Source organism: Methylophaga sp. UBA2689, assembly GCA_002354555.1.
GTDB lineage: Bacteria > Pseudomonadota > Gammaproteobacteria > Nitrosococcales > Methylophagaceae > Methylophaga.
The window spans coordinates 1-14594 of record DELT01000079.1 but is presented as its reverse complement, the minus strand read 5'-3'; the positions used below and the strand labels follow the sequence as shown (position 1 = coordinate 14594).

The following is a 14594-nucleotide window of genomic DNA, read 5'->3' as shown; positions in this document are numbered from 1 at the left end:
AGTAGAGTTCAGTGCCACCAGCTGACGATTCAGATTGGACGCCGAAACCACATCATGATCCACCAGTGTCATTTTACCCACGCCCATCCGCGCCAGAGCTTCAGCGGTAAATGAACCGACACCGCCCATACCCGCCAGAAAAACATGACTGTTTTGAAGACGATCCAAACCGGTGTCACCCAGCAGGATATGGGTGCGTTCAAATAATGGATTGCTATGCGCCATCCGTTTTCCTCTAAACATTACCTAAGATTGACTATTTTCCGATAACGGTTAGCTAATGGCAAAAGCGCTTGAGCTATATGCAACTATCGGGATGCAATTTGCAGAGGTGGACAAAGCCTTCTATCGGTGTGGGCGGAAATTTTTGACTGACTCGATAAAATCATCTTCCAGAGCTTCTCCGCGATACCGCAGATGCATATAACAATAACTGATCATGGCTATCTGTTGCTGATACTGCGGAAGCGCCAGTTGAGCTCGACGGGAAAAATCTTCCGGACCTTCATGGGGCTGACGCACAACGCCATACCGCGCAAGTTTAAGGCAGAATTTCTGATAAAAACGCTGGACTCGATCCTGAGGTATAGTTTTTAATCTCAAAGTTGTCCAGGCAATCCAGCCAAATATCAGCGCAATGCCGATAATCAGCCAGCGAATCATTTTTTCCCAGTCCGGCTGATGCATGCCGAGTTTTTCCAGCAACTGCATTTGACGATCCGGACCATAGCTGACAACCCACATTTCCCAGGCACTGTTCAGAGCATCCCAGTTATTCTTTGCTGATTGCCACAGTTCTACCAGGCGATCATTATTGGCTATTGCGGCAGGTGAACGCCGTTCAGCCGGTAATAAATCCCGGATCCCAAAGTCGACACGCTCACTGGAAACGGCAGCTGTTGGATCAATTCTGATCCACCCCTGTTGTGGCAGCCAGACTTCTGTCCAGGCGTGAGCATCGCGCTGTCGTACCGTAAGCACCTGATCTACCGGATTGACTTCTCCGCCTTGATAACCCGTCACAATGCGCGCCGGAATGCCTGCGGCGCGCATTAACACGGTAAAACTGGCGGCATAATGCTCACAAAAGCCCTGACGACTCTCGAAAAGGAACTGATCAATGGTATCGCCGCGTAATGCTGGTGGCGTCAGACTATAACTGAAATCCTGCTGACGAAAATAATTCAGTACGGCTTCAATATAGGCCTGATCGGTTGGAGTTTTTTCTAAAAGACTCCGTGCCAGCTGCTGACTTCTTGGATGACGATCCTCTGGCAAATTTAATCCATATTGCAGGTAGGGATCATTTTGCGGGTTAAATAAATATTCAGTATGAGAGCTCAACTGATATTGAGTGCGCTGTTTGATTGGGTCACTGCTATTTAACTCTCCATCTGCACTGAGACGGGTCTGCATGGTTTGCGGATAGGCTGTTGGGAAATCCAGGGCAAATAACCAGCGCCTGTCATGGGGTTCCAGGGTCATGCTGTAGGAAAAAGCATCACCTGCGACATGAATTTTTGAGCCGTTTTCGTAACGTTTTTGATTGTCACTTAATGGCAGCCAGCGTTTGCCATCGGTATGCCATAACACTGGGCCACGCCAATATAAGTCCTGACGTTCAGGAAACTGGTTGTTGTCGAATTTCACCCGAAAGGCTATGGCATCGGATTGAATTAACTGGCTGATATTGCCGATCGTAATATTGTCTGCCATGCCAGTCACTGCACTGTTTTGCGGTGGTACTTCGCCTAACGTCATACTATCGGGGAGACTATCCGGGATATCCATGGCGTCATTTGGCAAGCCCCAGATAGGACCGGAAATCCTGGGAAACAGCACAAACAATAACAGCATCAGAGGCATGGCCTGTAAAACCATCACAGTTGATTGTTGAAGCCGATGTTTGATGGAGCTGTCTGATTCATTGGCAGTAATCAGACAGCTGGTCAGCAGGATCACATTGACCAGCATTAAAATGACGATTGGAATGCTCTGATTGAAGAAAAAATGGGTAATAATCAGGAAAAAACCCATGAAGCAACTCAGATAAACATCACGCAGATTTTTTACTTCCACCATTTTGAAGGCTGCCATGGTGGTCAGTAACGCCACCCCTGCATCGCGGCCAATGGTAATTCCATAACTGTAAAATACCAGCACAATGGTCAATATCGCGCCGATGGAATGCAGCACTTTTAACAGGCGTTTATCCGCAGGTAGTGGCCATCCATGCCAGCTATTCATTAACCGCCAGCCCATCATCAACAGAAATATCGCTGCAACCCACAGCGGTTGATAGAAAAAATGTGGAATGGCGATAATCGTCAATGTCACCATTAACCAGTGAATGGATGATGTCGAAGGGATTTCAGCTGAACGTTTATTGGCCATAAAGCGCCAGACTTTGCAGACAAAAATGACGATGCTGGTCGCCTGAATCTATCGTTATTGTTTGTTTTGGCAGGATTAAACCGTATTGCATACCAGCGGTATCTGCAGTCAGAATCCACTGACATAGTTGTGATAATTTCGCTTCGGTATCCGGTAAATCCGCCACATCATCCCAGTTGAACAACATTTTTTGTCCGGAAGGACTGCTAAATTGTTTAGTCCGTAAAATGCCATCCCGAGCCAGGGCTTTCCAGGCTATATGTTGTCTGGCATCACCCACGCGATAGCGATGAAAACCAGCAAAATCATCGAGACCCTGTTGATGCTGCAAAGATCCGGCATCTTCGATAGCGGAAGGTGGTGGCAACGGTTTGCTGCCCATTGGCCTGGGATAAATCAACACCCGTTGCTGGATATCAATAAAAAACCAGCTTAGCAATAATCCAATAGGGTAGACACTGGAAAGCCTTAACCGCCCTAAATCCTGCCAGCCTCTTTTATTGGTCGGTATTGGAATCAGATGCAGGCTGGTTTGTTCTGCAGCAAGCTGAGGGGCTTTATAAAGAGGAATATACCGGGAAAATTGTTTTAGCGGCCACCAGCCTGAACGTGAGGTTGATGGCAGATAAGCGATATCCAATTGTCGGATAGGTCGAGGACTTTGATTGGTCAGGTTCAATGGCAACAAAACAGGTTGCTGGCAAAAAACCGGTTCAGCGTGGCCAAGCTGATAATCCAGCTGGCGGACATTACGATAACTGTGATGCATGGCTACATGGCCGACGCCAACCAGCAGGAAACACAGTAGGTGACCCAGACTGTTGTTGTAGTTAATGGCACCCAGCAACATCACTACAATCAATATCGAATAACTTAATCCATAGCGGCTGGGCAAAATAAATACCCGGTAGCGTTGCTGTTGACGCCAGCGCTGCCAATATTGACGGAGCATCAGGGAAGCGCTACCTGCTTCAGGATCTCGGCAGCCCAGTCTGCAGATTGCAGATGTTCACGCGCCTGTAGTCGATGTTGAACAATACTGGGAAAAACCGCTTGTACATCTTCTGGAATAACAAAATCCCGACCATTGATCATGGCCCAGGCCCGAGCTGCCTGAATCAGCCCCAGTCCGGCGCGTGGAGACAGGCCATTATAAAACTGGCCGCTGTTTCGGGTGTAAGCCAATAAAGCCTGCACGTAATCAATCAACGCATCACTTAATGAAATTTTACTGGCTGCCTGCTGAAGCTGGATTAATTTGGCTGGCGTAATTTCAGCTTGCAACTGCTTGAGCATTTGTCGTCTGTCTTCGCCGGTCAGCAAGGCACGTTCAGCCTGTTTATCCGGATAGCCAATCTGAATACGCATAAGAAAACGATCCAGCTGTGATTCAGGCAGTGGAAAGGTACCAATCTGATGAGCAGGATTTTGGGTCGCAATAACGAAAAAAGGATCTTCCAGAGGAAGGGTTTCTCCTTCAACCGTAACCTGTTGCTCTTCCATGGCTTCAAGTAAGGCGCTTTGTGTGCGGGGAGAGGCCCGGTTAATTTCATCGGCTAAAAGGAGTTGCGTAAAAATGGGACCACGATGAAAACTGAACTGATGTTTATCGGGGTCATAGATGGATACCCCAAGAATATCAGCCGGCAACATATCACTGGTAAATTGCACCCGTTGAAAACGGAGTCCCAATGTTGTGGCAAGAGTATGAGCCAGAGTGGTTTTGCCAACACCCGGCAGATCTTCAATTAATAAATGTCCCCGCGCTAGAAGGCATGCTAAAGCGAGTTTGACGGGGTGCTGTTTACCAAGAATGACTGAGTTAATGGCGTGGAGTATGCGTTCAGTGCTGCCTTGCGTCATGGAAAGTCCTGTATTGATCTAGGTTATTGTTGTTATCTGAATAGACATGCTATTTTTCGTCAGGTTCTATTCATTTTTTTTCAAGGAATTGTATATGTCAAACGAAGGTTATCACGAGCCGTTTAGCGAATTATCAGACGAAACCAAGGATATGCACCGCGCCATAGTTTCGCTTATGGAAGAACTCGAAGCGGTCGACTGGTATAACCAGCGGGTTGATGCCTGTAAAGATCCTGAGCTGAAGAAAATTCTTGAGCATAATCGTGATGAAGAGAAAGAACATGCTGCGATGACGCTGGAATGGATTCGCCGACGGGATAAAAAAATGGATGAAGAATTGCGTGATTATCTGTTTACCGAAGGTGAAATCGGTGAACATCACGATTGATTAGATATTGAATAACTGACGACAATTTGCTGTGGTGATTTCAGCAATATACTCTGCTGATTCATCACGCAATTGACTTAGTTTTTCCATGATAACCGGGATGTTTTCGGGGGTATTGCGTTCTCCCTGATGACCACAAAGTGGCATATCTGGCGCATCTGTTTCCAACACGATTTGCGAGAGCGGTAATTCAGTAAACAGGCGTTGCAGTCTCTGGGCCCGTGGATAGGTTAACGCACCTCCAATCCCCAATAAGAAGTTAAGTTTACGGTATTGTTCTGCCTGTTGAGCACTGCCGCTGAAAGCATGCACGATTCCGCCGGATAATTTTTTCTGGCGAAGTACTTTTAAAACGTCATCATGGGCTTTGCGCACATGCAGGATAACCGGTAAAGCAAACTGAACAGCAAGATCAATCTGTGCTTCAAATAAGATGAGTTGAGAATCGATATCGGCATCTGCCACATAAAAATCCAAACCAATTTCACCAATGGCGATAGGCTTATATTGCTTAACGGCTTGCTCAAGAAGTTGAGCAGCATTATCGGGATGATCAGCCATAAACATCGGGTGGCAGCCCAGGGCCAGCGATAGCATGGGATGACTGCTACATAACTCGATTTGTTTGGGCCAGCTGTTAACAGTAACGCCAGGGATGATAATTTTTTCGATACCTGACCTGGCACAGTTTTGCAGAATGTCCGTTCGATCTTTGTCGAAATCGTTAAAGTCGAGATGGCAATGACTGTCAATCAGGTGCACCATGTCAAAACGGCCTTTATAAACAGAGGAACATTTTATGTCTGAAATCTACCATGATGCCAGTAAGCCACATGAGCGGTTAATGTTCAACGTGGCGATATTTCATTTCCTGGTTCCGGCGATTCTGTTTGCTACCGAAAATCTGTGGCTGATTTTCTCATTATCGCTGTTGGGTTCGTTGATTATGATTGGCTCCATAGCTTACAAAGCCTATAACTCGCAAGACCAGACAGCACTGGTTGAGGCCCACTGGAAACTGGCCTGGAAGCGCAGTATGTACTTATTAGGTGCTTATCTGGTGGCGGCGGTGATTTTTGGAATCGGCTCATTTTTATTGATGGCTCAAGCGGATGAAAGCATGCGCTTTATTCAACGCTCAGTACTGGGGTGGTTTGCATTAGTGCCCATTTCACTGACATTGATTGCGTTGATTGTGCTGGAGGGTAGTGCGTTGGTTCAATCCAGAAAAGGCATCATGCCATCTGAGATGAAACTGTAATCATTCAGTCTTTATCGATAATCTGCTCAGTCTTTGCCATACCCTCACCACGAGGGTCACTCGCGGCATTAAGTTTGCCAGTCTTCTTATCGGCCACAATGACCTGCATATTGCCAAATTGACGGTTTAACACATCCAGTTGATGACCTCGGTCTGTTAAATCCTGTTGCTCCGCCACACTCAGACCGGGGGTTTCCATTTGAACCCGGTCTGGCAGATATTGATGGTGCAATCGCGGCGCAGCCACAATTTCTTCGGCATCGTGGCCTTCCATAAAATGTAATATGCCTTGCATCACCATGGTAATAATTCTGCTGCCTCCGGGTGTGCCAATGACCAGCAATCGCTGTTCATTTTCGACAAAGCTTGGTGTCATGCTGGACAGTGGACGTTTGCCCGGTTCAATGGAATTGGCGGATTCACTCACCAAATCATAGGCATTTGGGCTTCCGCTTAACGCAGAAAAGTCATCCATTTCATCATTCAGCAAAACACCGGTATTTCCAGCCACAAAGCCACTGCCAAATGGATAGTTAATACTCAGCGTGGCGGATACCCGGTTGCCATCTTGATCAATAATCGAAAAATGTGTGGTGTCCTGGCCTTTGTTGCTGAACGTATCAGTTAATTCATCACTTTTGCTGGCGCTTTCGGTATCAATGTCCTCAGCTATTTGGGCAGCATAAGCGGGATCCAGTAAATAATCCGGAACATCAATAAAATCACTGTCACCAAGATGTACGGTGCGCTCTCGATAGGCCCGACGCATGGACTCGATTAGCCAATGCCGCTTTTGTAGCTGGTCAGCTTGCCAGTAATCCAGTGTATGCAATTGATTCAGCATCAAAGTTATCAACTGACCGCCTGCCGAGGGCAATGCTGCAGTGGTAATGGTGTAACCTGCAATTTGAGCCTTTACTGGCTGGCGGATTTTCAATTGATAATTCGCCAGATCCTGTTCTGTCCAGATACCGCCCGCGGCTTGAACTGATTTGACCATCTGTTCGGCAATGTCACCCTGATAAAAAGCATCCCGCCCTTTTAAGGCAATGGCTTCCAGTGTTGTGGCTAAATCCCGCTGGATGATCATGGAGCCTAAAGCAGGAATTTCTTCATCATCCAAAAAAATCGCTTTAGCTTCAGTATTTAACGCCTGTTTTCTAAAACCCATATAGCGTTGAAAACGAGGTGTAACGGCAAAACCTTCTCTGGCATATCGAATTGCAGGGGCGAGGGTGATAGATAATGGCAAAGTACCATAATGTTCAGTTAAATAATCCAATGCGGCCGGGGTTCCCGGAATGGCGGCCGCCAGTGGTCCATTTAATGATAGATCACGAACCACTTCACCGTTGTTATCCAGATACATATCACGGTGTGCCCGGGAGGGGGCTGTTTCACGACTGTCCAGCATAATCTGTTGTTGGTCGGTTTCACGATGTAATAACCAGAATCCACCACCTCCAAGACCAGAACCGGCAGGCTCAACGACAGCCAGCGAAGCGCTTACTGCAATCGCTGCGTCAAAGGCGTTGCCACCTTGTTGCAGAATTTCAAAACCGGCCTGGGTGGCTAAAGGATGTGCTGAAGCAATCGCCGCTTGTCCGTTTTGCGTTTGAGCAAAACCAAGCGGAATGATCAGTACATAAACAAGCAGGGCAGTGAATAATCTCATCGATGGTGTTTTTTCATGACAGCAAGTCGATCCTGCTCTTTACGGCGAATTTTCTCCTGACGATGTAATTCAGCAGCTTCGTTGGATTCCATGCCGATATGCGCTTCACCTCGTTGCAAGGCCAGCTGGATCTGTTTTTCACGTTCTGCGTAGCGGGCTTTCTGATCATCCGTGGTTTTATCAAAACAATGTGGGCAGGACACACCGCGTTGATATTTTTCACTTTGCTTGTCTTCTTCGGTGATCGGTAACCGACAGGCATGACATTGATCGTATTCACCTTTTTCGAGGCTATGGTTCACGGTGACCCGTTCATCGAATACAAAACATTCACCTTCCCATAGCGACTCTTGTTCGGGCACATCTTCCAGATATTTGAGAATGCCACCTTCCAGATGATAAACCTCCTCAAACCCCTGTTCCTTCAGATAAGCGGTGGATTTTTCACAGCGAATTCCGCCAGTACAGAACATCGCAACTTTTTTATGTTTTTGTGGATCCAGATGCTGTTTAACATAGTCAGGAAATTCACGAAAACTCTCTGTGTGAGGGTTAACCGCGTTTTTGAAGGTGCCTACTTCAACCTCGTAATCATTTCGGGTATCGACCAGTAAGACTTCAGGATCACTTATCAATTTGTTCCAGTCTTTGGGCTTGATATAGGTGCCGACTGACTGTTTCGGATCGATGCCTTCGACACCCATAGTGACGATTTCACGTTTTAATTTCACCCGGCTTCGCAGAAAGGGCGGATTATCGGTATACGACTCTTTGAAACTTAAATCCTTTAATCTGGCATCGGCGCGTAAATAATCCAGCAATGCATCAATAGATTGTCGCGAGCCGGCGACGGTACCATTTATCCCTTCCTGGGCCAGCAATAAGGTGCCACGCACTTCATGATCCAGCATGAATTTGAGTAGCGATGGTTTAATCGCAGCATAATCATCTAAAGTGACAAATTCATATAATGCGCAGACCACAGTTTGAGCCATAGAAATATTCCGTAAAGATTTTAAAGCCCTATATTTTACAGGGATATTGTCAGGTCGTGTATGCTTACTTGATAGCAAGCCTTCACAAGCAATGACTGATTTTACCAATCAACACAGTGAGGTGTGAAATGGATGAATTGCAACAACTCAAACAAGAAAGTGAACAGTGGCGGGCTGATCATCTTCGCTGGTTGGCCGATGCAGATTCCTGGACGCATCATACTCAGAGATTAATAGCCGTTCTGCACAAACTGGAAAGAAGTTTACCCGAACACACTGCCAAGCTGGATCAACATGTTGAATTAATTATGCAGCATGAAGAAACCATTAACCGCTACGAATGCGGGCTTGACCCTAATTGTATGACCAGCTGTGACAGTTATATCAATCTTGAGAAGCAAAGGGCGTTTCATGATAGATTGCGAAAACTGCATCTTAAAATGCAACTGCATCATCAACAATTCAGTGAGCAATATAAAAATCAGATGACTATTTTTTATCAACAAGCGCAGCAGCTGATGCAGGAAATTACCGAGCTTTAATTTACCACCGGCGGACTCGCCCGGTATCAATGTGAATAAAGTCAGATTTTGGATAAAAACCGACGCCACCACCTTGCAGATTTATCGCCATATCACGCAATTCTTCGAGGTTGGTGCCTGGCAACTGTAAATCTACCGCCATGCCAAGTGTGTGGAGACTTTTCTGAGCGACGCCAGTGCTGCTCTTGCGTAGCATTTCATTGCTGGCGGGGGAGCGATAACCGGAAATAATATGAAACGCTTGTTTACTTTGTGCTTTCTGCTGTAACAGAAACATTAAATTCAACAATTGCCGATCCATATCTGTGTGTTCACCGCTACGATGATCACGTAACAGGTAATCAATTTCTGCCAGTGCATTCGGCTGATATTCGCCTTGCGCCCAATAAGTCGCTTTGAGCTTTTCTTCAGTATGCAGGTTATACAGCGACAGCTGACGAGGTGCTTCTTTAGGCAAGTTCGCCAATGCTGCGGGCATCATTAACATGGCACCGCTGGCAGCCAGATAACGTAATATTTGGCGTCTGTTAAAGGTTTTTTGCATCACTGTGGCAGTTAAACGGTTATCAGAATCAGTCATATAAATACCCGCCAGAGAAATGTTGCAGCAAAAATCGCGAATGACAGCAGCAGTTAACGATTTCGCTATATTAATGCTGCGATTTATATCGCATCAAAAGCCACAGGAAAAACGGTCCGCCCAATAACGTGGTAATAACACCCACAGGTAATTCTGCAGGGGCAATGACTAGTCTGGCAAGCGTATCGCAAATCACCAGAAAGCTACCTCCAAAAAGCAATGTGGCCGGTATCAAATAACGATGATCTTCACCGATTATCAATCTACAGATATGTGGCACCATCATGCCGACAAAGCCAATTGGACCGCATAAAGCAACGATAGCACCCACGCACAACGAAGTAACAAAAAATAATGCGTAGCGTACGTATTTCACCGAAACGCCTCGACTTGTGGCTATTTCATCACCGGCCATTAACAGGTTCAGTTCGCGGCTGAGATAAATAATCACTACTGCCGTCAGCATAACAAAAGGTAACAGTTGCTTTAATTCCTGGTAACCGACGACGGTTAAACTGCCCATCAACCAGCGGATGATTTGAAATGAATCGGCAACATTACTGAGATACTGAATAAACAGAATCAGACTGGAAAAAAAGAAACTAATAGCCACACCGGTTAACAATAAGGTTTCGCCGGAAAAGCCAAACCGAAATCGACTGATACTGTAAACAAAGCTGATGGCGATTAACGCACCGGCAAACGCGCTGAGGCTGGTGGCACTTAACCCTAAAATCGTAAAACTAATACCCGTATAGACACTGATCGCTGCCCCTAGTGAGGCTCCGCTGGCGACGCCGAGGGTAAATGGTGTGGCCAGCGGATTGCGAAACATTGCCTGAAATACCATGCCGCACAATGCCAGACCACAGCCCGCAGTAAATGCAAATAACACTCTTGGGATCCGCAACTCATAGATAATCATTTGCTGGATTTCTGCCGAACCAGCCGCTGAAAAATCCAGCCACGGACTGATAATGACCACCAGAATGGTAAACAGGCTTAATGCGATGAGTTTAAGTTTTATGCTCATGATTCATCTGCCACAGCAATCAGCCGGTCATGATGTGGATGTTTGGCAAACACAAACGCTTGCTGATAAAGCTGCTGTAACCGTTCGGCATCTAAAAACTGTTCAGCAGGGCCATGCCACAGGCATTTACCATCCAGTAACGCCAATACATGTTTACTGTGCTGCGCAGCATGATTGATATCGTGGGTCACTTCGATAATGGTTTTGTGCAGTTGTTGATTCAGTTTGCGGATTAATTGATGTACGGCAACCTGGTGATGGGGATCCAGAAAGGCCGTGGGTTCATCCAACATTAAAACCGGCGTATCCTGCGCCAGAGCGGCGGCAATCATTACCCGTTGGCACTCTCCACCACTGAGAGTCGACATTTTACGAAAGCGAAAGGGTTGGCTGTCAGTAATCGTGAGCGCATTTTCTACTGCGTCCTGATCCTGCGATTGCCACTCAGAAAAGATATGGTGGTAACTGTATCTTGCCATCCGTACAAATTCTTCAACATTGAAACTCAGGTGACTGCCTCCAGTCTGCGGCACATAACTGATGAGTTGGGCAAGTTTTTTCTGGCTGTAATGTGAGAGCATTTGTCCATCAATAGATATTTTCCCCCCCGACACAGGCTGAAGCGCAAATAAGGTTTTTAAAAAAGTGCTTTTGCCAGAGCCGTTTGGTCCCACAATACACAGGTAATCGCCACGGGCAATATCGCAATTGATGTCTTCAATCAGTGTTTTATCGCCGACCTTTACCAAAATATTGCTGCAGCTAATCATCTAGAGATACATCCCAATCCAGTTGTGGATGAAATATCCGCGCCAGATCCTCTGCCAGTTGAATGATTCGGGGGCCGGGGATCACTGCATAATCGGCTTGAATAATATATAACTGGTTATTGCTGATGGCATCAATTTTATCCAGTCTCTGCCATTGCTGCCGTAGCTTGGTGAGGTCAGGTGAATACACTTCTTCGCTGGGAAAAATATCAACAATGATTTGAGGGTTAAGCCGTAACAGGCCCTCTGTGGAAACTGCAGGCACTTTTATATTTGGTCCCTGATAGACATTGGTCGCACCAACAAATGACAATAAATCATTATAAAAATCCTGTTGTCCGGCGAGATATACCTTATCCAGAAAATGCGTATGTGAACTATGGGCTATCGCAATCAAAACAGTCGGTTCGGGCTGATTGTGGATTTTCTGTTGGATTGATTCAAGCTGATTATCAAACTCGCTGACCAGGTTTCTGGCCAATGACACATTATTAACTGCTACGCCTATATCAATGATGCTGTTTCGAATGCCGGCCAGACTGGAGTTATCAATACTTAGCGTTTTAATCCCCAATTGCTGCAGTTGCGTATTTAAGCTTTGTTGGCGTTCCAGCAGGATAACCATATCGGCTTTCAAGCGAACAATCTGCTCCAGATTTGGATCCAGATAACCGCCAACTTTGGGAAGATTTTTCACTTGGTTGGGGTATCGACAATAGTCCGTTACCGCAACCACTTTATCACCCGCATCCAGTGCAAACAGTGTTTCGGTAATGCTAGGAGCCAGACTGATGACCCGCTGCGGAGAGGATATTTCCGACGCATTATTTTCGGATTGCAGTTTTTCAGGTTGCAGCCAGACGAAAATAAAAATGGCGATAAACAGCAGAATCGGCCAAAAACGTGCCATTTTGGCTTTCCCGTAATCAAAGCAGCCTATTATACTGCCTGATATTGATACAGATAGGTGAAGTAGATGAATCAGGTAATGCCCGAAGCAGAGTGTTTATTTAGTTTGCAGGCCATTGATAAAAGTCTCGATCGATTGGCTATGCAGCTGTACAAGGATTATCTCGACAAAAATCCTGTGCTGCTCTGCGTGATGAACGGTGCGGTGATGACCATGGGCCATTTATTACCAAAACTGCAGTTTTCGCTGGAAACAGACTATATTCATGCGACACGTTATGGTGATAAAACAGTGGGCGGCGAACTGAATTGGCTGGCCAAGCCGAATATTGATCTTAATGGCAGACATGTGCTGTTAGTGGATGATATATATGATGAAGGCATTACATTGGCAGCGTTGCGTAACTTTTGTCAGCAGGCTGGTGCGACTTCTGTAAAAGCAGTGGTATTGGCAGATAAACAGCACAGTAATAAATATGGCGTTCAACCGGAATATATTGGCTTACAAATTCCTGATCGTTATGTTTTCGGTTTTGGTATGGATTACAAAGGCTATTTACGTAATGCGCCTGGCATCTTTGCCGTCAAGGAGAATGCATCATGATTGGATTAATTGGAGGCAGTGGGTTAAGCCAGCTGGAGGGCTTGATTCTGGAACAGCAAATGCAGCGAGAAACGCCTTTTGGCGAGCCCTCTGCGCCATTAACGATTGGTCGTTATGCCGATAAAACGGTGGCTTTTCTGCCTAGACATGGTGAACATCATACAATTCCGCCACATCTTATTAATTATCGGGCGAATATCTGGGCGTTTCACCAGTTAGGAGTAGAACAAATACTCGCTGTTGCTTCGGTGGGTGGTATTACGGAGCCCTATATGCCGGGAACAATTGCATTACCTGACCAGTTGATTGATTACAGTTGGGGAAGGGAATCCAGTTTTGCCAGTGAGGATTTTTCAGCCGATAAGCATATTGATTTCACCTACCCATTTGATGAAACACTGCGTCAGCAAATACAGCTTGCGGCCAATAGTGAAGAAATGACAGTTATCGATGGCGGAACCTATGCGGTAACTCAGGGACCGAGACTGGAAACGGCTGCAGAGATCCAGAAATTAAAAAATGATGGTGCTGACATGGTGGGCATGACGGCCATGCCTGAAGCGGCACTGGCACGAGAATTAAATATTGCCTACGCCAGTATTGCTGTCGTGGCTAATCAGGCGGCTGGTTTAAGTTCACACCCCCTGACTATAGAAGCCATATTGGACACCATGGATGACTCGATGGGGCAGGTAAGACGATTATTGAAAGGGGTTATTCCGCTGTTGTAGCTTCACCTTCAGACGGCAGTGAATAGGTTTCTGGTTCGGTCATATTACTCAGCACCTGATCCGGTGTTGATACCGGTATCAGTTGCAGAATAGCGCCAAATCGCGGGTGATCGAAATAATGCACCTGCTTACTACGAATACGGCGCAATTCCACTAAACGTGGTTGATGCAAAGTATGATATGAATTGCTTTCCACTGAGCGCACACCATCCTGCAACCATAGATCCAGACTCGCGTGTAAATAGGTAGCAATATGAAAACGTACTTGTCCTTGAACCCTATCAGAGTCTATCGCCACCGCTTGTGCCCGACTGCGACTGCCAACGGCTTGTTGCCAGGTTTGATGGCTTATTACCCGATAACCTGCTGAATTACGCAGCCGTTGTGAAATATCTGTCAGATTTTTGTTACCTGCTGGTTGAATAATTTTGTTGGCCATACCCACTTTCAAAGGAGCAGGATCCTGCAAGGTAAATACCGGCGACTGTTCGTTATCAGATGGATTGAGTACTTCAAAAACGATCAGTTCAACGTGGTACCACTGTTGAGCCTGTGCTGCGACCCCAAAACTCATTAAAGCGACAAAAAACAGGCTACGAATTAGGCTCAAAGATTTCATATAAAACGGTTCCGAATGATCATGTTGTCTATTGTCTAACGCTGACCCCAAAATGTCCAAGATCCACCCGCTTAATATACTTTGCTGGTATCATCCAGTGAAGATTAAAAGTCGCAATGGAGCAGAGTAATGGAAGGTTTTTCGCTATTTGTTATCGTGGTGCTGGTACTGGCCATTGTCCTTGTTTTAATGGGCGTCAAGTCGGTAGACCAGGGCTGGGAATATACGGT

17 protein-coding genes are annotated in these 14594 nt (G+C 46.1%); 5 read left to right on the top strand and 12 right to left on the bottom strand.

The window, feature by feature from the left end; genetic code table 11:
* From B3M51_RS09610 to B3M51_RS09595, 4 genes are all read right to left on the bottom strand, one after another.
* Window positions 1-225 (bottom strand): ThiF family adenylyltransferase (locus tag B3M51_RS09610; RefSeq protein ID WP_292758625.1); only part of this gene is annotated, 225 nt, incomplete at its 3' end.
* Between the two features lie 120 nt (window positions 226-345).
* A complete protein-coding gene (locus B3M51_RS09605) occupies window positions 346-2394 on the bottom strand; it encodes a transglutaminase TgpA family protein (RefSeq protein WP_292758622.1) in 2049 nt (682 codons plus the stop codon).
* Window positions 2384-3346, bottom strand: a complete 963-nt coding sequence (locus B3M51_RS09600) for a DUF58 domain-containing protein (RefSeq protein WP_292758619.1) — start codon at window positions 3344-3346, stop codon at window positions 2384-2386. Before B3M51_RS09600 ends, B3M51_RS09605 begins: the two co-directional genes overlap by 11 nt.
* Window positions 3346-4257, bottom strand: a complete 912-nt coding sequence (locus B3M51_RS09595; RefSeq protein WP_292758616.1) for an AAA family ATPase — start codon at window positions 4255-4257, stop codon at window positions 3346-3348. The genes B3M51_RS09600 and B3M51_RS09595 overlap by 1 nt, the downstream gene beginning before the upstream one ends.
* Before the next feature lie 94 nt (window positions 4258-4351).
* Between B3M51_RS09595 and B3M51_RS09590 the strand changes: the two genes are divergently transcribed.
* Window positions 4352-4645 (top strand): encapsulin-associated ferritin-like protein, encoded by a 294-nt coding sequence (locus B3M51_RS09590; RefSeq protein ID WP_104934529.1) that lies wholly within the window; start codon window positions 4352-4354, stop codon window positions 4643-4645.
* Here B3M51_RS09590 and B3M51_RS09585 read toward each other — a convergent pair whose 3' ends face one another.
* Window positions 4646-5410, bottom strand: coding sequence for a TatD family hydrolase (locus tag B3M51_RS09585; RefSeq protein WP_104934530.1), 765 nt, complete (start codon window positions 5408-5410; stop codon window positions 4646-4648).
* Between the two features lie 34 nt (window positions 5411-5444).
* On the opposite strand from B3M51_RS09585, the gene B3M51_RS09580 reads away from it, so the two are divergent.
* Window positions 5445-5906 (top strand): hypothetical protein, encoded by a 462-nt coding sequence (locus B3M51_RS09580; protein ID WP_104934531.1) that lies wholly within the window; start codon window positions 5445-5447, stop codon window positions 5904-5906.
* Between the two features lie 4 nt (window positions 5907-5910).
* On the opposite strand, the gene ggt is transcribed toward B3M51_RS09580, so the two are convergent.
* Together ggt and B3M51_RS09570 are read right to left on the bottom strand one after the other, a co-directional pair.
* Window positions 5911-7581, bottom strand: coding sequence for a gamma-glutamyltransferase (gene ggt / locus B3M51_RS09575; protein WP_292758611.1), 1671 nt, complete (start codon window positions 7579-7581; stop codon window positions 5911-5913).
* Complete coding sequence (locus B3M51_RS09570) at window positions 7578-8576, bottom strand: rhodanese-related sulfurtransferase (protein WP_292758608.1); 999 nt, start codon at window positions 8574-8576, stop codon at window positions 7578-7580. Before B3M51_RS09570 ends, ggt begins: the two co-directional genes overlap by 4 nt.
* Window positions 8577-8704: 128 nt before the next feature.
* Here B3M51_RS09570 and B3M51_RS09565 point away from each other — a divergent pair, with 128 nt between their 5' ends.
* The gene (locus tag B3M51_RS09565) at window positions 8705-9118 is read left to right on the top strand and encodes a hypothetical protein (RefSeq protein ID WP_014706446.1); all 414 of its coding nucleotides are present in this window, start codon (window positions 8705-8707) and stop codon (window positions 9116-9118) included.
* A 1-nt stretch (window position 9119) separates the two neighbouring features.
* Here the strand turns inward: B3M51_RS09565 and B3M51_RS09560 are convergent, their stop codons facing one another.
* From B3M51_RS09560 to B3M51_RS09545, 4 genes are all read right to left on the bottom strand, one after another.
* The gene (locus B3M51_RS09560; protein ID WP_292758605.1) at window positions 9120-9698 is read right to left on the bottom strand and encodes a DUF882 domain-containing protein; all 579 of its coding nucleotides are present in this window, start codon (window positions 9696-9698) and stop codon (window positions 9120-9122) included.
* Window positions 9699-9768: 70 nt separating this feature from the next.
* Entirely contained in the window at window positions 9769-10731 is a 963-nt protein-coding gene (locus tag B3M51_RS09555) for a FecCD family ABC transporter permease (RefSeq protein ID WP_014706448.1), read from the bottom strand.
* Window positions 10728-11501, bottom strand: coding sequence for an ABC transporter ATP-binding protein (locus B3M51_RS09550; protein ID WP_014706449.1), 774 nt, complete (start codon window positions 11499-11501; stop codon window positions 10728-10730). The genes B3M51_RS09555 and B3M51_RS09550 overlap by 4 nt, the downstream gene beginning before the upstream one ends.
* Window positions 11494-12411, bottom strand: coding sequence for an ABC transporter substrate-binding protein (locus B3M51_RS09545; protein ID WP_014706450.1), 918 nt, complete (start codon window positions 12409-12411; stop codon window positions 11494-11496). The genes B3M51_RS09550 and B3M51_RS09545 overlap by 8 nt, the downstream gene beginning before the upstream one ends.
* Window positions 12412-12477: 66 nt before the next feature.
* On the opposite strand from B3M51_RS09545, the gene B3M51_RS09540 reads away from it, so the two are divergent.
* Both B3M51_RS09540 and B3M51_RS09535 read left to right on the top strand, forming a co-directional pair.
* Window positions 12478-13014 (top strand): hypoxanthine-guanine phosphoribosyltransferase, encoded by a 537-nt coding sequence (locus B3M51_RS09540; protein WP_292758598.1) that lies wholly within the window; start codon window positions 12478-12480, stop codon window positions 13012-13014.
* On the top strand, window positions 13011-13745 hold the full coding sequence (locus tag B3M51_RS09535) for an S-methyl-5'-thioinosine phosphorylase (RefSeq protein ID WP_292481161.1): 735 nt from the start codon (window positions 13011-13013) through the stop codon (window positions 13743-13745). Before B3M51_RS09540 ends, B3M51_RS09535 begins: the two co-directional genes overlap by 4 nt.
* On the opposite strand, the gene B3M51_RS09530 is transcribed toward B3M51_RS09535, so the two are convergent.
* On the bottom strand, window positions 13729-14364 hold the full coding sequence (locus B3M51_RS09530) for a CsiV family protein (protein WP_292758595.1): 636 nt from the start codon (window positions 14362-14364) through the stop codon (window positions 13729-13731). The genes B3M51_RS09535 and B3M51_RS09530 overlap by 17 nt on opposite strands.
* Window positions 14365-14594 lie beyond the last annotated feature (230 nt).